The organism is Actinomadura alba (genome assembly GCF_014323705.1).
GTDB classification, from domain to species: Bacteria; Actinomycetota; Actinomycetes; order Streptosporangiales; family Streptosporangiaceae; genus Actinomadura_C; species Actinomadura_C alba.
Genome location: NZ_JABVEC010000019.1, coordinates 96,269 through 116,143, shown reverse-complemented (window position 1 = coordinate 116,143; position 19,875 = coordinate 96,269). Strand labels below are relative to the sequence as shown.

Annotated in this window: 22 protein-coding genes; 12 read left to right on the top strand and 10 right to left on the bottom strand. The window is 71.2% G+C overall.

The features are described from left to right. Window positions 1–81 precede the first annotated feature (81 nt). Window positions 82–945 carry a helix-turn-helix domain-containing protein gene (locus HKK74_RS24060; protein ID WP_187245594.1) on the top strand — a complete coding sequence of 288 codons (864 nt, stop codon included), beginning with the start codon at window positions 82–84 and terminating at the stop codon, window positions 943–945. A 6-nt stretch (window positions 946–951) separates the two neighbouring features. Here the strand turns inward: HKK74_RS24060 and HKK74_RS24055 are convergent, their stop codons facing one another. Further along, the gene (locus HKK74_RS24055; RefSeq protein WP_187245593.1) at window positions 952–1,491 is read right to left on the bottom strand and encodes an RDD family protein; all 540 of its coding nucleotides are present in this window, start codon (window positions 1,489–1,491) and stop codon (window positions 952–954) included. A gap of 137 nt (window positions 1,492–1,628) precedes the next feature. Continuing rightward, window positions 1,629–2,714, bottom strand: a complete 1,086-nt coding sequence (locus tag HKK74_RS24050) for a sulfite oxidase (RefSeq protein WP_187245592.1) — start codon at window positions 2,712–2,714, stop codon at window positions 1,629–1,631. Between the two features lie 92 nt (window positions 2,715–2,806). Here HKK74_RS24050 and HKK74_RS40185 point away from each other — a divergent pair, with 92 nt between their 5' ends. Beyond that, window positions 2,807–3,685, top strand: a complete 879-nt coding sequence (locus HKK74_RS40185) for a VOC family protein (protein WP_187245591.1) — start codon at window positions 2,807–2,809, stop codon at window positions 3,683–3,685. Here the strand turns inward: HKK74_RS40185 and HKK74_RS24040 are convergent. Further along, window positions 3,680–4,264 carry a hypothetical protein gene (locus HKK74_RS24040; protein WP_187245590.1) on the bottom strand — a complete coding sequence of 195 codons (585 nt, stop codon included), beginning with the start codon at window positions 4,262–4,264 and terminating at the stop codon, window positions 3,680–3,682. The two genes, HKK74_RS40185 and HKK74_RS24040, sit on opposite strands and share 6 nt — an antisense overlap. 231 nt (window positions 4,265–4,495) lie before the next feature. After that, on the bottom strand, window positions 4,496–4,726 hold the full coding sequence (locus tag HKK74_RS24035; protein ID WP_187245589.1) for a hypothetical protein: 231 nt from the start codon (window positions 4,724–4,726) through the stop codon (window positions 4,496–4,498). A 360-nt stretch (window positions 4,727–5,086) separates the two neighbouring features. On the opposite strand from HKK74_RS24035, the gene HKK74_RS24030 reads away from it, so the two are divergent. The 3 genes from HKK74_RS24030 (at window position 5,087) to HKK74_RS24020 (ending at window position 7,398) form a co-directional block, all read left to right on the top strand. Continuing rightward, window positions 5,087–5,647 (top strand): DUF4190 domain-containing protein, encoded by a 561-nt coding sequence (locus HKK74_RS24030; protein ID WP_187245588.1) that lies wholly within the window; start codon window positions 5,087–5,089, stop codon window positions 5,645–5,647. Window positions 5,648–5,782: 135 nt separating this feature from the next. After that, window positions 5,783–6,376, top strand: a complete 594-nt coding sequence (locus tag HKK74_RS24025) for a DUF4291 domain-containing protein (RefSeq protein ID WP_187245587.1) — start codon at window positions 5,783–5,785, stop codon at window positions 6,374–6,376. Window positions 6,377–6,420: 44 nt separating this feature from the next. Next, on the top strand, window positions 6,421–7,398 hold the full coding sequence (locus HKK74_RS24020; protein ID WP_187245586.1) for an NADP-dependent oxidoreductase: 978 nt from the start codon (window positions 6,421–6,423) through the stop codon (window positions 7,396–7,398). Window positions 7,399–7,436: 38 nt separating this feature from the next. Here the strand turns inward: HKK74_RS24020 and HKK74_RS24015 are convergent, their stop codons facing one another. Beyond that, window positions 7,437–7,841 (bottom strand): VOC family protein, encoded by a 405-nt coding sequence (locus HKK74_RS24015; RefSeq protein WP_187245585.1) that lies wholly within the window; start codon window positions 7,839–7,841, stop codon window positions 7,437–7,439. A 113-nt stretch (window positions 7,842–7,954) separates the two neighbouring features. Here HKK74_RS24015 and HKK74_RS24010 point away from each other — a divergent pair, with 113 nt between their 5' ends. From HKK74_RS24010 to HKK74_RS24000, 3 genes are all read left to right on the top strand, one after another. Further along, a complete protein-coding gene (locus HKK74_RS24010; protein WP_187245584.1) occupies window positions 7,955–8,830 on the top strand; it encodes an NAD(P)-dependent oxidoreductase in 876 nt (291 codons plus the stop codon). 90 nt (window positions 8,831–8,920) lie between these two features. Then, window positions 8,921–9,751 carry an alpha/beta fold hydrolase gene (locus HKK74_RS24005; RefSeq protein WP_187245583.1) on the top strand — a complete coding sequence of 277 codons (831 nt, stop codon included), beginning with the start codon at window positions 8,921–8,923 and terminating at the stop codon, window positions 9,749–9,751. Further along, the gene (locus HKK74_RS24000; protein ID WP_187245582.1) at window positions 9,744–10,319 is read left to right on the top strand and encodes a TetR/AcrR family transcriptional regulator; all 576 of its coding nucleotides are present in this window, start codon (window positions 9,744–9,746) and stop codon (window positions 10,317–10,319) included. The genes HKK74_RS24005 and HKK74_RS24000 overlap by 8 nt, the downstream gene beginning before the upstream one ends. A 110-nt stretch (window positions 10,320–10,429) precedes the next feature. Here the strand turns inward: HKK74_RS24000 and HKK74_RS23995 are convergent, their stop codons facing one another. Further along, window positions 10,430–11,080, bottom strand: coding sequence for an MOSC domain-containing protein (locus HKK74_RS23995; protein WP_187245581.1), 651 nt, complete (start codon window positions 11,078–11,080; stop codon window positions 10,430–10,432). 136 nt (window positions 11,081–11,216) lie between these two features. Then, on the bottom strand, window positions 11,217–12,035 hold the full coding sequence (locus HKK74_RS23990) for a PIG-L family deacetylase (RefSeq protein ID WP_187245580.1): 819 nt from the start codon (window positions 12,033–12,035) through the stop codon (window positions 11,217–11,219). A 194-nt stretch (window positions 12,036–12,229) separates the two neighbouring features. On the opposite strand from HKK74_RS23990, the gene glnII reads away from it, so the two are divergent. Then, window positions 12,230–13,243 (top strand): glutamine synthetase, encoded by a 1,014-nt coding sequence (gene glnII / locus HKK74_RS23985; protein WP_187245579.1) that lies wholly within the window; start codon window positions 12,230–12,232, stop codon window positions 13,241–13,243. Between the two features lie 144 nt (window positions 13,244–13,387). Here the strand turns inward: glnII and HKK74_RS23980 are convergent, their stop codons facing one another. Further along, a complete protein-coding gene (locus HKK74_RS23980; RefSeq protein WP_187245578.1) occupies window positions 13,388–14,104 on the bottom strand; it encodes a DUF6882 domain-containing protein in 717 nt (238 codons plus the stop codon). A gap of 170 nt (window positions 14,105–14,274) precedes the next feature. On the opposite strand from HKK74_RS23980, the gene HKK74_RS23975 reads away from it, so the two are divergent. Beyond that, window positions 14,275–15,189: a TIGR03620 family F420-dependent LLM class oxidoreductase gene (locus tag HKK74_RS23975; RefSeq protein ID WP_187245577.1), complete on the top strand. Its 915-nt coding sequence runs from the start codon at window positions 14,275–14,277 to the stop codon at window positions 15,187–15,189. Window positions 15,190–15,226: 37 nt separating this feature from the next. On the opposite strand, the gene HKK74_RS23970 is transcribed toward HKK74_RS23975, so the two are convergent. After that, window positions 15,227–16,366, bottom strand: coding sequence for an FAD-dependent oxidoreductase (locus tag HKK74_RS23970; RefSeq protein WP_187245576.1), 1,140 nt, complete (start codon window positions 16,364–16,366; stop codon window positions 15,227–15,229). A gap of 163 nt (window positions 16,367–16,529) precedes the next feature. Between HKK74_RS23970 and HKK74_RS23965 the strand changes: the two genes are divergently transcribed. Then, window positions 16,530–17,258 carry a hypothetical protein gene (locus HKK74_RS23965; protein ID WP_187245575.1) on the top strand — a complete coding sequence of 243 codons (729 nt, stop codon included), beginning with the start codon at window positions 16,530–16,532 and terminating at the stop codon, window positions 17,256–17,258. Further along, a complete protein-coding gene (locus HKK74_RS23960) occupies window positions 17,255–18,394 on the top strand; it encodes an XRE family transcriptional regulator (protein WP_187245574.1) in 1,140 nt (379 codons plus the stop codon). Before HKK74_RS23965 ends, HKK74_RS23960 begins: the two co-directional genes overlap by 4 nt. On the opposite strand, the gene HKK74_RS23955 is transcribed toward HKK74_RS23960, so the two are convergent. Next, the gene (locus HKK74_RS23955) at window positions 18,395–19,744 is read right to left on the bottom strand and encodes a dipeptidase (protein ID WP_187245573.1); all 1,350 of its coding nucleotides are present in this window, start codon (window positions 19,742–19,744) and stop codon (window positions 18,395–18,397) included. It abuts the gene before it with no gap. Between the last annotated feature and the right edge of the window lie 131 nt (window positions 19,745–19,875).

Below are 19,875 nucleotides of genomic sequence, written 5' to 3'. Positions count from 1 at the left end.
CACGCCCCGGGTGACGGGGGGTCCGGTCCGCGAGAGAACGATCTCGGCGCGGACGAGTTCGAGCGCACGTACGCTTTGATCGTGAGCGACAACGAGCTGGGCCTGTTCCTTCGTGGCCGTCGCGAAGCCGTCACACCGGCCGACGTGGGCCTTCCCACCGGCGACCGTCGTCGTACGCCCGGCCTGCGCCGGGCCGAGCTGGCCACGCTCGCCGGGGTCAGCGTCGAGTACCTCGCGCGGCTCGAGCAGGGCCGCGATCGGCACCCGTCCGTCCAGGTCCTCGGGGCGCTCGCCGACGCGCTGCGGCTGTCCCCCGACGAACGCCTGCACCTGCGCCGGCTCAGCAAGGCGGCCGGTCAGAACCTCCTCTGCCCGGGCGCCGTGCCGCCGGCCAGGTCAGTGCGTCCCACCGTGCGGGCACTGCTCGACCGGCTCGAACCGGCTCCGGCCATCCTGCTCAACCGGCTGAGCGACGTGCTGGCCTTCACGAGTGGCTACGAGCGGCTCGCCCGGCCCCTCGGCCTCCTGGACGGCGAGCCGCCCAATCTCATCCGCTTCATGTTCACCGACCCCCGGGCGCGGGCCGCCTACCCGGACTGGGAGCGCGTCGCCGACGATCAGGTCGCCACGCTCAAGAGCGAGGCCTACCGCGCCGACCCGCACGTCGCCGTGCTCTCGGACGAACTCACCGTGATCGCCGGCGCACCATTCACCGACCGGCTGAAGAGGGTGCTGTCCGGCCTGCCCCCGCGCACCGGCGTCGAACGGCTGGTGCATCCGGACGCCGGCGAACTGCGGCTGGCCTACGAGACGCTCGGGCTCGGCCTACCCGACGCCGACGAACGGCGCCTGATCGTCTACCTTCCCGCCGACCAGGCCACGTCGGCGGCCCTGGACCGGATCACCGGGCTCCGACCCGGCACGCTGCGCGCGGTGACCGGCTGACGCGGCCTACTTGGTGACGACGACGATGGTCTTCGCGGCCTTGTCGTGCCAGCACTGCTTCAGCGGCTTGTCCCAGAGCATCCACAGGACGTTCAACTGCGCCAGGACGGGAATGAGATTCGGCGCGTAGTAGATCCCGGGTGAGTAGCACAGCGCCCGAACGGCGGCACGCCCCGCCGGCACCGGGCCGCCATCGGTCGCCCGGACCACCCGGAGTCCGGTGATCCGCTTGCCCGCCGTCCCGCCCCACTTGGCGACCTGCACCCACTCGTAGACGAAAGGTGTTCCGATGATCATGACCAGCATCGGAATGCCGAACTCGGCTCCCACCTGATCCAGGTCGCCCCCGTTGACGGCGCTGAAGATCCCCGTGATCAGCACGCCGATGACGATGGTGCAGCCGAAGGTGAAGAGCGTGTCGAGCAGTCGCGCGGCGAACCGGATGCCGGGATCGGCCAGCGCAGGACCTGCGGGGGACGGCCGCTCGTCGGATTGCGGGGACTGGGGGGTTTGCGGGGGCCGGGGGGTTTGAGGGGGTAGGTGCATTGTGCTCCCTTCGTCGTTGGCAATCCTCCTGTACCGCCGCCCGATCGGCAGCATGCTCGGCTGAACCGACCACGACGACATCAGAAGACGGGTGCCATCCGGGCATGGGGGCGAACACGGCTCAGGCGGACTGAGGGTCAGGAGCGGCAGGTGACGCGGACCCGGCACCACGAGTTGTTGGCGTAGCCCTTCGGATTCCACAGGTGGCGGGCGGATTCCGGCTGGGTGGCACCGGCGCTGTCCCACGCGCGCGCCGTGATGATGATGTCGCCCTCGCCCAGTTCCACGGTCGTACGCCAGAGCCGCCAGACCCACGGGCCGGCCTGCTCGCCGAGCTCGGCCTGGGTCCAGCTGCTCCCGTCGTCGAGGGACACGTCGACGCGCGCGACCGTGCGCTCCTCTCCGGCGAAGGCGTAACCGGCGACCTGCACGGGCCCCGGCGTCAGCCGCGCGCCGTCGGCCGGCCGCAGGATGGCGGTGTTGAGCAGGACAGGACCGAGCGAGATGCCCTCACCGGCCAGTGCGGGATCGGTCTGGGGCGGCAGGACACGGTAGGCGGTGGCCTGGAAGTAGTTGTCGGACGGCTCTCGCCGCGCGGTGACCCGTTCGAGCCATTTGACGCTGCGAGCGCCGATCCAGCCGGGGACGACCACGCGCACCGGAGCGCCGTGCACCCGGGGCAGCGGCCGGTCGTTCATGGCCCAGGCCAGGAGCACCTGTCCCGTCATGGCCGTTCCGGCCGGGATGGAGCTCCCGTAGGACTGCGGCGGGTCGGCCAACTCGGAGACGTCGGGGGCGGCGAACGCGATGTGCGCGGCCTCCGGGCGCTGCCCGGCGCGGGCGAGGACATCGGCCAGCAGAGCACCGCTCCAGCGGGCGGTCGAGGTGGCGCCGGGGCCCCATGGGTCCTCGCCGGGAATGTCGCGGACCGCCATGAACCCGGCCCGGCGGTTGCCCGCGCACTGCAGGGTCGCGACCAGGCTGTGCTCGGCGAAGCCGGCCCGCAGATCGTCCAGTGACAGCGTCAGCGAGCGCTCCACCAGCCCGTCGACCGTCAGGCGCCACGACTCAGGATCGACGTCGGGAACGGGCCCGTGGTTACGGCAGTAGAAGGCGTCGAGCGGGGTGAGCGGCCGGTCGGCCAGCGCCCAGAGCGCCGGCTCGGCGTTGTACGGCTCGGCCCGGTGGACCACCATGTCATCTCTCTTGCCCCACGCCCCCATGACAGGTCGATACCCGCCCACCTCGGCGTCCGACCACCCCGGGCCGGTCGGAGCGTTGGGCCGCGGACCGCCGCGCCTGAGAGGATCGAGGCATGCTGAACCTCGAGACGATCGTGCTGGGGGCGGCGGACGTGCGGCGCGCGGTGGAGTTCTGGAGCCGGGCGCTCGGATACGTTCCTCGCGGGGCGGTGCGCGACGACTGGGCCGTTCTCGTGCCCGGTGACGGCGTCGGTCCAGCGCTGGCCCTCGATCTCAGCGAGACCCCCGCGCAGGATCATCCACGCGTCCACATCGATCTGAACGCCGCCGACGCGGTTGATCAGGCGGCCGAGGTGGACCGGTTGGTGTCCATCGGCGCCGAACGGGTCGACTGGGACCTCTACCCCGAGGACCCGGACTTCGTGGTGCTGGCCGACACCGAGGGGAATCGCTTCTGTGTCATAGACCCCCTCCACGCCGGGCCGCAGTCATCAGCGCCCGCTCCGCCGCACCTGCGGGCCCTGGTCCGGCACTTCGCCGATCTGCGCGACGGGATCCACGGCGGTGAGACCACACTGCAGGGCAAGGAGGCCGTGTTCGCCAGGGCCGTCGGGTACCTCGACCCGTACGTGCGGCAGGCCCTCGCCGAGCTGAACCGCACCCTGCTGCTCGACACCGGAACCGTGGAGGGCACCGGGGTCGTACGCGGACCGGACGGAGGGCTCGAGGTGGCGTGGACCGTGACCTGGGCGCAGCAGCGGGACGCCCGGATCGACCCGGTGACCATCAAGGCGTTCTACGGCCATGCCTTCCACCACCCGCACCTGTGCGGCGGCACCGTCGGCAACTGGCCCCTCAACGTGTTCGACCAGCGCGATGCCGCGGCCGAACTGCCGACGCTCAGGAGCATCGCGGCCGCCGACCTGCACAATCTGGTCTTCCAGCGCGACTACCGCATCGTGCCCGCCACCACGGCCGGCGCGATCTCATGACCTCCGAGAGCACTGGCTGTAGCTGCCGTATTTCGCATCGAAGCCCCAGAGGGTGTAGAGCTCGCGGGGAACCTTGGTGCAGGGCGTGAGTCCCGTGTCGCCCAGGTAGGTCCAGTCGGCGTCGCCTTCTTTGCGCCAGACATGGGGGCCGCCCTGGCGGCTGATGTTGTAGTTGGTGAAGCCCGTGCTGCCGACCGCGTAGTAGGTCTTGGGCACCCTGTCGAAGCCCCAGACGATGCCGTAACTGATGTTGGTCGGGCCGATGACCCTCTCGCGGCGTCCCTTTGGGAAGGCGTGCTTCTGGCTGGCGAAGTAGGCGTCGGCGAGTTGCTTGCGTAAGGCCTCGGTCACGGGGAGCTTGGCCGCCGTTCCCGTAGGCACCGATGCGGTGACCTGCGGAGCGCCGGCGGCGACATTGCGTGCCGGAGGCGCGCCCTCCGCCCCGCCACAGGCGGCGATGGCGAGGGCCGTGACGGCGCCCCCGAAGGCCAGGACGGCCTTCGTCGCGATGGGTGACGCCGAGGCGCTCTCCGCACGCTTCGGTGTCGTGGTCGTGGTCGTCCGTGCGTTGGCGCTCACGTCGGTTCCTCTGTGTGAAGGGTGCCGCAGTGTGCTCGGCCGAGGTCGGGAACGCTCCCCTCTCTCGGGCACGGCGATTGCCTCGTGCACTGACGATGATTCCCCCCGTACATGCCCGGAATTCGCGGCGTGGGGGAACCCGCGCGAAATATTAGGAAACGCGGGCTCCTGCCGGAGAGCCAGCTGACCTGCTGGAACGCCGCGTACGAGTGGGAGTGCTCAGGAGCCGGCTCATCGGCCGCGATCGACGCCGGCCCAGAGCGGATCGCGGAGGGCACGGCGCAGGATCTTGCCCACCGCGCTCTTCGGGATCGCCTCGACTAGGCCGCCAAGATCATCAATCTCGGGCGAAAACATGTTGTCCACAGGCTGTGGACGAGCGTGGGCGACTTCGTCCGATGCCGCCTCTGCCGCCCATTTCGACGTGACCCCGGGGAACGGTTGCGCGGCTCCCGAGCCCATGTGAGCAGGGCTGACGTCACTGCGGCAGCCGAATCGCACTCAGCGGCACGGACACGGCAGCGATCCGGCAGGCGGGGAAGTGAGGCTTTCCACCGGCGCCGGGCGGTAGCGGTCAGGGTGCTCGTCCCAAGGCGATCACCTGGCCGAGTTCGCTGAGCCTCCGCATGCCCGGCGCGGAGAGACCTGAAACGGCTGAACGCCGGCGGGACCGGAGGCCCTCAAGCCGAACCGCCGGTGACGATAGGAAGGTGCAGTTCCACTATGTCGATCAACGATTCCAGCGGCTACGCCGCACCCACGGCACCCGGTCCGGCTCCCACCGGACCGGCCGGGGGGCCACCTGCTCGCACCACTAGCGGGATGGCCGTCGCGTCGCTCGTTCTCGGGATCGCGGGCTTTCTGGTGATCACGATCCCGATGAACCTGGTGATCGGCGTTCTCGCGCTCTCACGCACCGCACGGCGGGGACAGAAGGGCAAGGGCCTGGTCATCGCGGGGCTGACGCTGTCGGCCGCGTGGGCGGTCGGCCTCGGCGTCATCGGCGCCATGGCGGCCTCGTCGCCGGAGCCGGAGCGGGACGCGCAGGGGCAGATCACCAAGCCGGCGCAGGCGGCGCCGGACAAGCTCAAGGTCGGCGACTGCGTGGCGCAGATCAACGCGGCGGAGGTCTCCGACGTCCGGGCGCAGCCGTGCGGTCAGCCGGGCAGCGGCAAGGTCTTCGCGATCTTCCAGCTCACCCAGGGCTCGTGGCCCGGTGAGAAGGTGGCCGACGACAAGGCCGGCGACACCTGCGTCAAGCGGTACGAGAAGTCGGGTGAGCAGGCCGACAAGCAGTCCGGGATCCAGTACATCCGCCCCACGGAGGCCAGCTGGCGGCTCGGCGACCGCAGGGTCATCTGCCTGGTGGTTCCGAGGGCATGACCCCTCTCGCGGTCGGCCGCCGGAGATGAGTCCCGGCCGGGGGCCGGGGGCCGGCGGTCGACCGCGAGCGAGCCGGTGACCGGGGGCGGGAAAATCCGGTTGATCCGGCCGCTCGGGGCCGACATCGTGACGCCCATGCGGACGCACGAGATCAGGGCCGACTACGACCGGGAGTCCATCGTGGTCTATCAGGCCTACCGACCTGAGATCGCCCGGCCGGCGCTCGAGCACGGGCGGTTCGTTCCGCCCTTCTCCCGGGCCCGGATGACCTGGATCAAGCCGTCGTTCCTCTGGCTGATGGAGCGCAGCAACTGGGCCCGCAAGCCGGGACAGGAGATGATCCTGGCGGTCCGCATCACTCGCGAGGGCTGGGAGGAGGCGCTCTCGCAGGCCGTTCTCACGCACGCCGACCGGCGGGTCTACCGCGGCACCGAGGAGTGGCGGGCCGCGTTCGCGCGGGCTCGGGTGCGCGTGCAGTGGGACCCGGAACGGATGCTGCGCGGGGGGTCGCTTGAGGCCCGGAGCATTCAGGTCGGGCTCAGCCGCCACGTCATCGACCGGTACGCCGACGACTGGATCACCGGCATCGAGGACCTCACCCCGCTCGTTCGCAAGATCCATGGGCTGGCCCACGAAGGTGCCACCGCCAAGGCCAAGGAACTGCTGCCCCGCGAACTCGTCTATCCCCTCGCCCCTGAACTCGCCGGGAGGATCGGCGCGGATCTCTAAGGGCCGGTGGGCGGAGCACGACGGACGTCGGGTTGGATCAGGTCATGTCCGTCATCGTGCATCAAATCGCTCGGCCCCATGGCTGGCCGACCGCCGACCAGTTCGCCTACACCGAGGTCCCCACCCCCACACCGGGGGCGGGCGAGGCCCTGGTGGAGAACATGTACCTCTCGGTTGATCCCTACATGCGGGAGGCGATGGACGACCGTGAACTCGGCGTCCCCATGGAGGGCCGCTCGATCGGCCGCGTGGTCGACTCCCGGGCCTCCGGCCTGACGGCGGGAGACCTGGTCTTCCACCGGCAGGGCTGGCGCAGCCACGCGATCATCACGCCGGACGAGGCCCGCGTCCTTCCCGAGCCGCCGGGCGTCCCGATCACGGCGTACCTCGGCGTGCTCGGCGGTACCGGCCTGTCCGCGTACGTCGGGCTCACAAAGATCGCACGGCTGCGGCCGGACGAGACGGTGTTCATCTCGGCCGCCGCGGGAGGGGTCGGCAGCGCGGCCGGCCAGATCGCCCGCCTGCTCGGGGCCCGCCGGGTGATCGGCAGCACCGGGTCGGCGGCCAAGGCCGAGCATCTGGTCAACACCCTGGGCTTCGACGCGGCCGTCGACTACACCGCCGGTGACCTGGCCGCCCGGCTCACCGCCGAGGCTCCCGACGGGCTCGACGTGTACTTCGACAACGTCGGCGGCGACCATCTGGAGGCGGCGATCACCGCGATGCGCGACCATGGCCGGATCGCCTGGTGCGGTGCGGTGGCGCAGTACAACGCCGTGACGGCCCCGGCCGCGCCTCGCAATCTGTTCGACGTCGTCGGCAAACAGTTGCGCCTGGAGGGCTTCCTCGTTCGCGACCACCGGCACCTGCAACCCGAACTCGAGGAGTTCCTCGCGCCGCACCTGCGGAGCGGGCGGGTGGTCGTGGACCAGACCGTCGTCGACGGGATCACCGACATCGTCGACGCCTTCCTGACGATGTTGCGCGGGGGCAACACCGGCAAGATGATCGTCAGCGTCTGATCCATCGGCTGGGGCGGGCCGACGGGCTCTGCCCCGGCTCAGCTCCGTACGACGTCGTGATAGGGCTGGATGAGGTCCCAGCGGTTGCCGTACAGATCCTCGAACACGGCGACCTTTCCGTAGCGCTCCTCACGCGGGGCCTCCAGGAACGTGACCCCCCTCGCCGTCATGCGCGTGTAGTCGTAGTCGAAGTCCTCGGTGTAGAGGAACAGGCCGACCCGGCCGCCGGTCTGCTCGCCCACCCGAGCCTTCTGGCGGGCGTTCGCCGCCCGGGCGAGCAGCACCCCGGTCTCGCGCGCACCGCGCGGGGCGACGACGACCCAGCGCTTGCGCTCGTCCAGCCGGGTGTCCTCGCGCAGTTCGAAGTCGAGGGCGCCGACGTAGAACGAGATGGCCTCGTCGTAGTCGCGCACGACGATGGTCACGAGTCCGAGGTGCGACATCGGATGATCATGTCAAGGTCCACGGGGGCGTGGCCCGGCGGGGCGGCGGAACGGCCTCGGTCAGCTGGTGCTTCACTGTGAAAGTCCCCGACGCAGCAGGGAGAGATCCGTTCATGACCGACAAGATCTCGGTGGCGGTCCTCGGTACCGGCATCATGGGCGCGGCGATGGCACGCAACCTCGCCCGGGCAGGTCACGACGTCCGAGTCTGGAACCGCACCAAGGACAAGGCCGAGCCGATCGCGGACGACGGAGCGCGGGTCGCGGACACGCCGGCGGAGGCCGTGGACGGTGCCGACGTCGTGCTGACGATGCTGCACGACGGCCCCTCGGTCGATGAGGTGATGCGGCGGGCGGCCCCCGCGCTGCGCCGGGGCGCCGTGTGGGCGCAGTGCTCCACCGTCGGCCTCGACGCCCTGCCGGAACTCGCGGGCCTCGCCCGTGATCATGGGCTGATCTTCGTCGACGCGCCCGTGCTCGGCACCCGGCAGCCCGCGGAGAACGGGCAGTTGCTGGTGCTCGCCGCCGGCCCGGACGAGGCGCGTGCCGCTCTCGCCCCCGTCTTCGACGCGGTCGGCAGCCGTACGATCTGGGCCGGTGACGACGGCGCGACCGGCGGCGCGACCCGCCTCAAGCTCGTCGCCAACAGCTGGGTGCTCGCGATCACGAACGGCACCGCCGAGGCGCTGGCGCTCGCCAAGGGCCTAGACGTGGATCCGCAGGACTTCCTGGGCATCATCGCCGGCGGGCCGCTGGACAACGGCTATCTGCGGGTGAAGGCGGCCGCGATCCTCGGCGGCGACCTCACCCCGAGCTTCGCGACGGGCACGGCCGAGAAGGACGCCCGTCTGATCGTCGCCGCGGGCGAGCGGGCGGGCGTCCGGATGGACGTGGCCGCCGCGGGGGCCGAGCGCTTCCGCCGGGCGGCGGCGCAGGGCCACGCGGACGAGGACATGGCGGCCTCGTACTTCGCGAGCTTCGACGGCTGACCTCGGGACCTCATCGCCCCTTGACGGAGGTCGGCTAACTCCATTAGCTTTTCAGCTATCAGGCTGAACTTTGCGGCTATGGAGGTTGCGATGACCGAGTTCCTGGACATCGAGGGCGGTCGGATCGCCTACGACGTCACCGGCGAAGGGTCGCTGGTCGTGCTGGCACCGGGGCTGGCGGACGTTCGCGGGGCGTTCCGCTTCCTCGCGCCGAAGCTCGTCGAGGCCGGCCACCGGGTCGCCACGGTTGATCTTCGCGGCCACGGCGAGTCGAGCACCGGCTGGAGCTCCCACTCCCGTGCCGACACCGCGGGCGACCTGCTCGCACTGATCCGCCACCTGGGCGGCCCGGCGGTCATCATCGGCGCCTCGTTCAGCGGCGGTTCCGCGGTGATCGCGGCGGCCGCGGAGCCGGCCCTGGTCAGCGCCATCGTCATGGTCGACCCCGGCACCCGCAAGGCCAAGCTCAAGCCGCGCGACCTCACGCTGCGGTTCGTCCGGGGAATGACGCTGATCGCCGGTGCTCTGCTCCTGCGCAACACCGCCCTCTGGGGCCGTTACCTTCGCCTCGCCTACCCGGGGGTGCGGCCCGCCGACTTCGACGACTACGTACGGGCGCTCAAGGCCAATCTGCGCGAGCCGGGCCGGATGGCGGCCGCCGCCGCGATGGGGATGTCGTCCGCAGCCGACGCGGAGGCCCGGCTCCCCGGCGTCCGGTGCCCGGCCCTGGTGGTCATGGGCACGCTCGACCCCGACTTCCCCGACCCGCGTGCCGAGGCCGAGGCCATCGCAGCGGCCATGCCCGCCGGGGTCGGTACGATCGCGATGATCGAGGGCGGGGGCCACTACCCGCACGCCCAGTTCCCCGGCCAGGTCGCCGACGCCGCCCTGCCCTTTCTCGAGGAGAACGCCGTTGCCTAGAGCCGGGCTGTCGCCCGACGCCGTCGTCGACGTAGCCCTCGACCTCGTCGACGAGGGCGGTGCCGGGGCACTGACCCTCGCCGCGGTGGCGGGCCGCGCGGGCGTGGCGACTCCCTCGCTCTACAAGCACGTGCGCAACCTGACCGAGCTGCGGGCGCTGGTGTCGATACGGATCATGGACGAGATCTCCGACCGGGCCGGCGAGGCCGTGCTCGGCCGGTCCGGCGACGACGCGCTGCGTGCCCTGATGAAGGCCTACCGCTCCTACGTCGTGGATCATCCCGGCCGCTATTCGGCCATGATGCAGGAGGCCGACCCCGGCGTGGTCGAATCCGGGCGGCGGCGGATCGAGGCCGGGCAGCGGCTGGTCGACATCATGCTCGCCGCGCTGCGGGCGTACGGGCTGGAGGGCGGCGAGGCGATCCACGCCGCCCGGAGCCTGCGCTCGGCAGCGCACGGCTTCGCGGTCCTGGAGGCCGCCGGGGGCTTCGGCCTCCCCGAGAAGCTCGACGAGAGCTATGAGCTGCTCATCCACATGGTGATCTCGGGACTGCGCACCCCGCGCTGAACGCGGCGGTGGCTCTGCCCGCGGGCGAGCCCCTGCCGGGGCGAACGGGCCCCTCCCGGGAGACGGCCCCGGCCGGGCGAACGGGCCCCGGCCGGCGGCAGCGGCAGTGATCAGGTCGCGCGCTTGCGGACGATCTGCTTCACCTCTTCGGTCAGGGCGTCGGCCGCCGGCAGCCTGGGCAGCAGTTCGGGTTCGAGGGTGAGCGCCCGGAACACGAGCGAGACGGTGACGTCGTGGTTCGGGCGGCCGGTCACCGTGATCTCGTCACCGGCCTGGATGTCGCCGGGTTCGATGACCCGCAGATAGGCGCCCGGCACAGCGCGCCGGGTGAACCGCTTGATCCATCCGGTCTCTTCCATCCAGCCCTGGAAGGTTCCGCACGGGATGCGCGGGTCCGCCACCTCGAGGACCACCTGTGCGCCGACGCGCCAGCGTTCGCCGATCAACGCGCCGTTCACGTCGAGGCCCGACGTGGTCAGGTTCTCGCCGAAGACGCCGTCCGGCAGGTCCCGCCCGAGCTCGGCCGCCCAGGCGTCCAGATCTTCGCGGGCGTAGGCGTAGACGGCCTGGTCGTCGCCGCCGTGGTGCTTGACGTCATGGACCCGGTCGCCCGCGAGGCCCACCGCGCCGGTGCCCTTCGGACCCGGCGCGCTCACCGCCACCGGGCCCTCGACCGGGCGCTTGTCGATGCCGGTCGTGCCGACGCGCTTCCAGGGGTTCGAGCGCGGCCTGCCGATGTTCACCGAAAGGAGAAGTGCCATGGCTGAACGGTAGGCAGGCCCGCCACCGTCCCGCGACCCGGTTTTCCGGCCGCCCGCCCGCCGGTCCGTCCTCCCGTCCGTCCGCCGGTCCGTCCTCCCGCCGTTCCGGCCGGTGCACCGGCCGCTCCGGGGCCGGTCAGCGGAGGCCGGCGAAGACGTCGTCCTCGTGATCCGGAACCGGGACATGGCTGAAGGCGCGGACGAAGGCCTCGCGACCGAACGCGCGGCGCAGGGCCTCGTCGGGCATCCGCAGGAAGAAGATGTTGTCTCCCTGGCTGGCGTGCGCCTCCAGCGCCTTGCGCTTGCGCTCGGTGTAGGCGGACACGTCCACGACCGTGGTGATCAATTCGTCCGGGGTGCCGAAATCCTCGGGCAGCTCGGAGATGTCGCCGAGATCGGCGCCGATGCTCTGCAGGTACTCGAACAGCTCACGCATCGCCCGGCGTGGGACGGCCGTGTGGTAGAGCTTGCGCGGGATCCCGGTGGCCTCGGCCGCGGCGACGGCGATCCGGTGGGCCTGGATGTGATCAGGGTGACCGTAGTTGCCGTTCTCGTCGTACGTGACGACGACCTGGGGCCGGTAGCGCTCCATGAGCGCGGCGAGTCGCGAGACGGCCTGGTCGAACGGGACGTTCCAGAAGGCGTCCGGGCTCTCGTTGCCCGCCCATCCGGCCATGCCGGAGTCGTGGTAGCCGAGAAGTTCGAGGTCGGTGATGCCCAGATGGGCGACGGATTCGCGGAGCTCGTCGAGACGCAGGGCGCTCACCTGGGCCTCGTCGTGCCCGGGCGCGCCCGGCTTGACCCCGCCCGGGCCGTCGCCCTGTTCGCCGTTGGTGCATGTGACGAGTACGGTGCGGATCCCTTCGTCCGTGCAGCGGGCGAACAGCCCACCGGTTCCCAGTACTTCATCGTCGGGGTGGGCGTGAACGGCCATCAGCGTCAGTTCAGGATCCATGGGCTCCAGGATGCCTGAGGAGTGGGACGTTTCGCCCTGGTTAATGGTCGCGTGGGGGGTGTCACCTGCGGATGTGGTGCGTCTCACGCGGCGGTTTACATCGCGTTCACATAACGGCAACAGGTCCGAAATGCCCGATTGTCAACCTCGCAATGTCCGAAACCTCCCATCTACCTGCGACGAGGGGACCGACGTTGTCCTACAAGGCCGAGTACATCTGGATCGACGGCACCGAGCCCACCGCGCGGCTCCGGTCGAAGACCAAGATTCTTCCGGACGGCGCGGAGCTTCCGCTGTGGGGTTTCGACGGTTCCAGCACGAATCAGGCTCCGGGGGGCGCCTCGGACTGTGTGCTCAAGCCGGTCTTCTCGTGTCCCGACCCGGTACGGGGCGGCGATGACCGGCTCGTGCTGTGCGAAGTGCTGACCACCGAGATGGAGCCGCACCCGTCCAACACCCGGGCGATGCTCAGCCCCGTCGCCGAGCGGTTCGCCGCGCAGGACTCGTGGTTCGGCATCGAGCAGGAGTACACCTTCTTCGAGGAGGGCCGCCCGCTCGGCTTCCCGGCCGGCGGCTTCCCGGCTCCGCAGGGCTTCTACTACTGCGGCGTGGGCAACGACGAGGTCTTCGGACGCGAGATCGTCGAGGCGCATCTCGACGCCTGCCTCACCGCGGGTCTGGCGATCTCCGGCATCAACGCCGAGGTCATGCCCGGTCAGTGGGAGTTCCAGGTCGGCCCGGCCGGGCCGCTGGAGGTCGCCGACCACCTGTGGGTCGCGCGCTGGCTGCTCTACCGCATCGCGGAGGACTTCGGCGTCGGCGCGACGCTGGACCCCAAGCCGGTGAAGGGCGACTGGAACGGCGCCGGAGCGCACACCAACTTCTCCACCAAGGCGATGCGTGAGGGCTACGAGCCGATCATCACCGCCTGTGAGGCGCTCGGCGAGCAAGCGCAGGAGCACGTCAAGGGCTACGGCGCCGACATCGAGCACCGGCTCACCGGGCTGCACGAGACCGCCCCGTGGAGCAAGTTCAGCTACGGAGTGTCCGACCGCGGTGCCTCGGTGCGCATCCCGTGGCAGGTCGAGGCGGACAGGAAGGGCTACATCGAGGACCGGCGCCCCAACGCCAACTGCGACCCCTACGTGGTCGCGCGCTTGATCGTCGACACCTGCTGCTCCGCGCTGGAGAAGGCCGGTCAGGTCTGATCGGCGGGCCGGCCGACGTCCGTACGGGTCGGCCGGCATTCGCACGGGCCGGCGGCCAGGACGGGCCGCCGGTCAGGACCGGTCGGCGGTCGGGGCGGGCCGCCGGTCAGGGACGGTCGGCGGTCGGGGTGGGGCCGCCGGCCGTCAGGCCCGCGGCCGGGCGGCGCTGTCCCCGGACACCGCTGTGATATTGCCGGCCGGATCGAAGTTGGCGGTCAGCACTGCGCCGCCGGGATGCCGTCCGGCGATCCGGTCCGGCGCCTCCCTGCTCGGGATGTTGAAATGCCGGAACATGCCGCGCACGACGGCGCGCTGCTCGCTCGGCCAGACCTGGGCCGCCCGCATCAGCAGGTCCGGCGCGATGGCGGGTTCGAACTGCGCGACCGGCACCTGCGGGTCGTCGATGTGGACGTACGTCGAACCCTTGCCCTCGTTGATCCGGCATGACCAGATCCCCTGGCCGCCGAGGACGTACGCCGACGCGATGGCCAGGGTCGTTGCGGCGCCGTGGGGGTTGGCGAAGCCGGACAGATCGAGATGTCCCGTGGTCAACTCGGGAATGTCCTGTCGTTCACCGAACTGGTAGATCATGCGCACAGGCGCGACCGCCGGATGCTCCCAGTCGAAGGCGGGGTTGTCCCACATCCACAGCCAGGTCTGGCTCAGGTGCGAGAAACTGCCCAGGCCCGTCACGCCGCCGAGGACCAGTCCGTTGCCCGTCAGCGTGCGAGCGCTGAGGTCGAGGTTCCGGTGGTGCGTGCCGAGGAACTCGTTGATGAGGTCCTGCTGCTGAATGGCGGCTGCGGTGCAGTCGGCGGCGAACGCCTGAAAGATCGGGCTGAAATCGCTTGGTGCTGACATATCCCGTCAGCATATGGTTTCGTACGGTGGCCGCGGGCGCTCCGTGCCCGTTTCGTCACTCCCGATTCCGCTCGACGGCCACCGCCGGTACCCCCCCGGCGATCTCGCCATCACCTCGAACGCTTAGAGTCATCATCTGTGCACGTTCGGTGACTGAAGGGTGGGCGGCGATGGCCGAGAGGATCTTCGATATCCCGGCACTGAAGCGGCGGATGACCCGGGTCGGGGTGTGGAGCGCGACGCTGGGCGCGGAGCCGGCCGCCTTCGAACAGGAGGCCGCGGCCGAGATCGAGAGCCTGGGCTACGGAACACTCTGGATCGGTGAGGCCCCCAGCAGCAAAGAGGCGCTGACCCACTCCGCGATCCTGCTGCAGGGCACCCGGCGGCTGACGGTGGCCACCGGCATCGCCAACATCTGGGCCCGCGACGCGATCGCGGCGGCGAACGGCGCGAACACCCTGGCCGAGGCGTTCGACGGTCGCTTCCTGTTCGGCCTGGGCGTCAGCCACGCTCCCCTCGTGCAGCCGAGGGGCCACGACTACCGCAATCCGCTCGAGGCGATGCGGAACTACCTCGACGCCATGGACGCCACCGAGTTCGCAGGCCCGTTGCCCGAGCAGCCGCCGCGCATGCTCGCCGCGCTGCGGACGAGGATGCTGGAGCTGTCGGCCGAGCGCACCGAGGGCGCGCACACGTATTTCGTCACTCCCCTGCACACCTCCCGCGCCCGCGACATCCTCGGGGACAAGCCGGTGCTGGCTCCCGAACAGGCCCTCGTGCTCGAGACCGACCCGGGGCGGGCACGTGAGATCGCGCGTCGCTACATGGCGTTCTACCTGTCGCTGCCGAACTATCTGAACAACCTGCGTGAGCTCGGCTGGGACGAGGAGGACCTCGCCGCCGGCGGCAGTGACGCGGTCGTCGACGCCATCGTGGTGTGGGGCGACGAGGAGACGGTCGCCGCCCGTGTCCGGGAGCACTACGCGGCCGGGGCCGACCACGTGTGCGTTCAGCCGCTGGCAGACGACAGCCGGCAGGTGCTGGAGCACCTGCGCCGGCTGGCCCCGGTGCTCATCGAGGGCTGACCCGGGCACGGTACGGTCGCCGGTCGCCGGTCGCGCGCTATCCGCCGTACGCCGGGCCGCCGGGGACCGTGACACCGAGCAGCCCGGCGTAGCGGTCCACGAACATGATCTGGCCCTTCACCTGCGAGACCACCTCGGGCGGGACGATCCCGGGCTGACCGGCGAACTGCCCGGCGCCGCCGTTCGGACCGAGCGGCACGATGATGCCGGGCATCGCCGGCTCGTACTCCGTGAGCACGCCGTCACCCTCGATGAGCGTACGGATGTTGGCGGCGGCGATCTCGGCCTGGACGCCGGCCAGCGCGGCCATGTTGCCGTCGATCGCGGCGATGTCGCCGATGGCGAACACCGTGTCCTGGTCGAACACGCGCAGGTCGGAGGTCACTTCGAGGTACCCGCCGGACGTGAGCGCGTCGGCGAGCTCCTCGTCGAGGTAGTCGGTGACGGGGCTGATCCCGTGGCAGCGGAACCACACGTCCGCCGTGAGGTTCCGGCCCGCCTCAGTCGTGAGGCTGAAGGTCTCCAGCACGCCGGGGGCCGTCGGAGGTGTGCCGCGCAGGGGGCTGCCGAGCACGAACTCGACGCCGAGGTCGGTGAGCTGGCGGCGCAGATCGGACCTCAGATCGGGGTTGTAACCGCCGGGCAGGATGTCGCTCGAGCCGTTCGCGATGGTGACGTGCTTGTCCGGCCACACCGCGAGGATCTCGCCGGCCAGTTCCAGGCCCACCGGCCCGGCGCCGAGCAGCAGCACCCTGCCGGCGTTGGCGAGCGCCTTGTGGATCAACTGGTACCGCTCCAGGGTCTGGTCCGCGCTGTCGAGCTCGGTCTTTGCCGGGAACGGATACCTCGAGCCGGTGGCGAGCACGATGTAGTCCGCGGCCAGCTCATCGCCCGATGCCAGCACGACCCGCCCGGCGCCGACCATGACGGCGCGGTCCCGTACGACCCGGCCGTGGGCCAGCAAGCGGTCGTACGGCAGGAAGATGCGCGACAGCCAGTCCGGTTCGACGAGCGCGCGCAGCGCGGCCACGTTGTGCACGAAGGCGTCTTTGGGCTCGACCAGGATGACGTCGGCGACGTCGTCGAGCGACTTGGCGACGCTGATGCCGCCGTAGCCGCCGCCGACGACCACGACGGTCGGCCGGGCGGAGCGCGGGGAACGGGGGGCTTCGGTCATGGGGGCTCCAGGTCTGGTGCGCGAGTGTCTCAACGTACGTGTTCCGCCGATCCGTCACATCCGGTTCGGGTGGTACGAACGGAACATCCGCGCAGCGCTGCCCGGCGCGCCGGTGAACTTGATTCTCACGCGTCGATTACTGAGATCGGCTAGAGTCCCGCACATGCATGAGGGGCAAGAGGCGTGGGATGTTCTCGTGGGTCCGGGCTTCCTGCACGCCCTGCGTGACGCCCACGAGGCCGCGACCAGGATCGTGTTCACCCGGCTGAGCCGGTCGGCGGGCTTCAAGGACCGGTCCTTCGGCTACACCTCGTTCGACGTGCTCGAGTCCCAGCTCGACCGCGTGTTCCGGCTCGGCGCCTTCGGCCCGGCCGATACCGACGACCCGCTCCTCGGCGCGGTCGCGCGCGCCAACCTCAACGGTTCGCCCGGCTGGCGGTACGGGTCGTACCGCGTCCTGCTCAAGCGCTATGACTTCGGCTCCGTCGACGGCATCCGGTGGGACCAGGCCAGCCCGACCAAGCAGGCCGTGTCCAAGCAGGACTACGCCGACGACCCACAGCTCGCTCTCGACCTCGGCGGCCATGACGTGCCGGTGGTGCCCGGTGAGACGTCCGCGCCGATCACACTCGTACTCGCGCACAGCGCCAGCGAGGAGCCCCTCGAACTCGAGCTCTTCCTCGGCCGGCCGCGCTTCAACGCCGACGGCGGTTCGCCGTGGTGGTGGCGGCGCGCCCTGACCCGCGAGGCGCTCGGCGCCGATCCGCGCCCGGCGCGCGTCGAGCCGACGATGCCGATCTGGAGCGAGGACGAGCTCGACGTGCCTCTGCGGCTCCGGGCCGCGACCGGCCGGACCGCGACAGGCACGACGAGCTCTGAACCCGCTCGATGAACGATCCGGGCGGCGGCCCGCCCGCCCGGCGGCCCGGTGGCCGCAGGCTGGCCGAGGCGCGCCTGCTGTTCGAGGCCGAACGCCTGACCCTGGCCCGGCGCCTGCGCGGCCTGCGTAAGAACCAGCTCGCCGCGGCGGTCGACACCACCCCGACCGCGATCGGTCATTACGAGTCCGGGGTGCACCGGCCGTCGGAGCGGGTCCTGTCGCGGCTGGCGATGTCGCTCGGGGTACCAGTGGAGTTCTTCCAGGCCGGCCACGGTTCGGTGCTCGACGCCGGGCACGCGCACTTCCGCTCACTGCGCTCGACCACCCAGATCGAGCGCGACCAGGCCCTCGCCTACGGCCGGATCGTCGCCGACATCGTCGCGGCGATCGAGGGGTTCGTGGAGTTCCCGGCGGTGATGGTGCCGGAGTGGCCGGTCACGCCGGACGAGATCGCCGGCCCGGGGCCGGTCGAGGCCGCCCGCCGGGCCCGCGAGCTCCTGGTCGGGGGGCCCGGGCCCGTGCGCAGTGTCGTACGGCTGCTCGAGTCGGCCGGCATCGTCGCGATCGTGTTGCCGCCCACCACCGAGCGGGTCGACGCCTTCAGCGTCACCGCCTACCCCCGCCCGCTCGTGATGTTCAACCCGGCGAAGGGCGACTACTGGCGCAACCGGTTCGACGGGGCCCACGAGCTCGGTCATCTCGTGATGCACGCCGACGCCGAGCCGGGCAGCCGGGTCGTCGAGGACCAGGCCAACCGGTTCGCCGCCGAGTTCCTGATGCCCGAGCAGGACATCGCGGACGCCCTCCCGGCGACGGCCGACTGGGCGCGCCTCGCCGAGCTCAAGACCGAGTGGGGGGTCAGCATGGCGGCGCTGCTCTACCGCGCCCGCACCCTCCGGGTGATGAAAGAGGTGACGTACCGCAACGCGATGAGCGCCATGAGCACCCGCGGCTGGCGGCGCCGTGAGCCCGGCCCGGAGCGTCCCCTCGAACGCCCGACGATGCTCACCAAGGCTCTGGAGATGCTGGCCGTCACCGGTGTCGACCGGGACCGCCTCGCCGACGCCGCCCGGGTGACCCGGGCCGATCTCGACCTGCTCGTGCCGAGCCGGCCCACGCCGTCCGCCACCCCCACGCCCGGCCGGTGATCAGCGGGGCAGACCTGCGAGCTTGGCCAGCAGGAGGGTCTCGGCCAGGCAGGCGCTCTCGAAGTCACCGAGGTCGACGCTCTCGTCCGGGCCGTGCGCGCGGCTGTCCGGATCTCCGCCGGCGCTCGTGACCAGGATGGCCGCGTCCGGGAACGCGTCGGCGAACTCAGCGATGAACGGGATGGTGCCGCCGATGCCGATGTCCACGGACTCGTTGTCGTAGGACTCGCGGAACGCGGCGCGCGCCGCGTCGAACGCCGGGCCGTCGGCGTCGATGGCGACCGGCCGGGCCGCCTCGCCGTCCCGTACGTCGACCTGGACGCCCCAGGGCGCGTGCTCGCGCACGTGCCGCTCCAGCGCCTCCAGCGCCTGCTCCGCGTCCTGGCCCGGTGCGATCCGTACGCCGATCTTGGCGGTGGCCACCGGGATGAGGGTGTTGGACGCGTCGGCCACCCGGGTGGTGTCGAGCGCCAGCACCGATGCCGACGGCTTGGCCCAGATCCGTTCCGCCACGGTGCCGGTGCCGATGAGCCGTACGCCGTCGAGCATGGCCGCCTCGGCGCGGAACCGCTGCTCGGGGTAGTCGAGCTCCGGCGGCTCGGCGGTGACGAGCCCGTCGATGGCGACGTCGCCCTCGTCGTCGTGCAGCGTCGCCAGCAGCCGGCACAGCGCGGTCAGCGCGTCGGGGACGGCGCCGCCGTAGAGGCCGGAGTGCACACCGTGCTCCAGTGCCCGTACCTCGACGACGCACTCGATCATGCCGCGCAGGACCGTGGTGAGAGCGGGCGTGCCCACTGTGAAGTTCGCGCCGTCGGCGAGCACGATGACGTCGGCCGCGAGCTTGTCCCGGTAGCGCTCGATGAACGCGCCGAGCGTGGGGGAGCCGATCTCCTCCTCGCCCTCGACGAAGACCGTCACGCCGACCGGCGGCCGCCCGTCGAAGGCCCGCAGCGCCGCCAGGTGCGCCGCGATCCCCGCCTTGTCGTCGGCCGACCCGCGGCCGAAGAGCCGCCCGTCGCGCTCGGCCGGCTCGAACGGCGGGCTGGTCCACTCGGCCGGACGGCCGGTCGGCTGCACGTCGTGGTGCGCGTACAGCAGCACGGTCGGCCGGCCGGGCGGCGCGGGATAGCGGGCGAGCACCGCGGGCTGACCGCCCTCGATTTCGTCGAGGATCTCGACCTCCGGTGCCCCGGTCGCGCGGAACAGCGCGGCCGTCGCCTCGGCCGACCGGCGCACCTGAGCCGCGGCCGCCGGATCGGCGCTGACCGAGGGGATCCGGATCAATGCTTCCAGGTCGGCCCGGACGCCCGGCAGTACCTGCCGGAGAGTCTCCCGTAGCTCATCGCCCATGATCGCTTGTTGCCCCTCTCACCCGTGCTTCGTCTCGTCCGTGCCGCATCGCGCTCTGAGAGGGGCAGCCTATGCGGCGCCCCGCGGGCCGTGCCATGGGGCATCGGTCCGCGGGGCGGTGGGCCGGCGAT

Bases quoted from the DNA above. Each gene is read 5' to 3' on its own strand.
- HKK74_RS23980 (WP_187245578.1), bottom strand. From the start codon at position 14,104: ATGTCAGCACCAAGCGATTTCAGCCCGATCTTTCAGGCGTTCGCCGCC.
- HKK74_RS24020 (WP_187245586.1), top strand. From the start codon at position 6,421: ATGTCCGTCATCGTGCATCAAATCGCTCGGCCCCATGGCTGGCCGACC.
- HKK74_RS23995 (WP_187245581.1), bottom strand. From the start codon at position 11,080: ATGGCACTTCTCCTTTCGGTGAACATCGGCAGGCCGCGCTCGAACCCC.
- HKK74_RS23965 (WP_187245575.1), top strand. From the start codon at position 16,530: ATGCATGAGGGGCAAGAGGCGTGGGATGTTCTCGTGGGTCCGGGCTTC.
- HKK74_RS24010 (WP_187245584.1), top strand. From the start codon at position 7,955: ATGACCGACAAGATCTCGGTGGCGGTCCTCGGTACCGGCATCATGGGC.
- HKK74_RS23990 (WP_187245580.1), bottom strand. From the start codon at position 12,035: ATGGATCCTGAACTGACGCTGATGGCCGTTCACGCCCACCCCGACGAT.
- HKK74_RS24055 (WP_187245593.1), bottom strand. From the start codon at position 1,491: ATGCACCTACCCCCTCAAACCCCCCGGCCCCCGCAAACCCCCCAGTCC.
- HKK74_RS24035 (WP_187245589.1), bottom strand. From the start codon at position 4,726: ATGGGCTCGGGAGCCGCGCAACCGTTCCCCGGGGTCACGTCGAAATGG.
- HKK74_RS24050 (WP_187245592.1), bottom strand. From the start codon at position 2,714: ATGGGGGCGTGGGGCAAGAGAGATGACATGGTGGTCCACCGGGCCGAG.
- HKK74_RS40185 (WP_187245591.1), top strand. From the start codon at position 2,807: ATGCTGAACCTCGAGACGATCGTGCTGGGGGCGGCGGACGTGCGGCGC.
- HKK74_RS23960 (WP_187245574.1), top strand. From the start codon at position 17,255: ATGAACGATCCGGGCGGCGGCCCGCCCGCCCGGCGGCCCGGTGGCCGC.
- HKK74_RS24015 (WP_187245585.1), bottom strand. From the start codon at position 7,841: ATGTCGCACCTCGGACTCGTGACCATCGTCGTGCGCGACTACGACGAG.
- HKK74_RS24025 (WP_187245587.1), top strand. From the start codon at position 5,783: ATGCGGACGCACGAGATCAGGGCCGACTACGACCGGGAGTCCATCGTG.
- HKK74_RS24030 (WP_187245588.1), top strand. From the start codon at position 5,087: ATGGCCGTCGCGTCGCTCGTTCTCGGGATCGCGGGCTTTCTGGTGATC.
- HKK74_RS23955 (WP_187245573.1), bottom strand. From the start codon at position 19,744: ATGGGCGATGAGCTACGGGAGACTCTCCGGCAGGTACTGCCGGGCGTC.
- HKK74_RS24005 (WP_187245583.1), top strand. From the start codon at position 8,921: ATGACCGAGTTCCTGGACATCGAGGGCGGTCGGATCGCCTACGACGTC.
- HKK74_RS23970 (WP_187245576.1), bottom strand. From the start codon at position 16,366: ATGACCGAAGCCCCCCGTTCCCCGCGCTCCGCCCGGCCGACCGTCGTG.
- HKK74_RS23975 (WP_187245577.1), top strand. From the start codon at position 14,275: ATGGCCGAGAGGATCTTCGATATCCCGGCACTGAAGCGGCGGATGACC.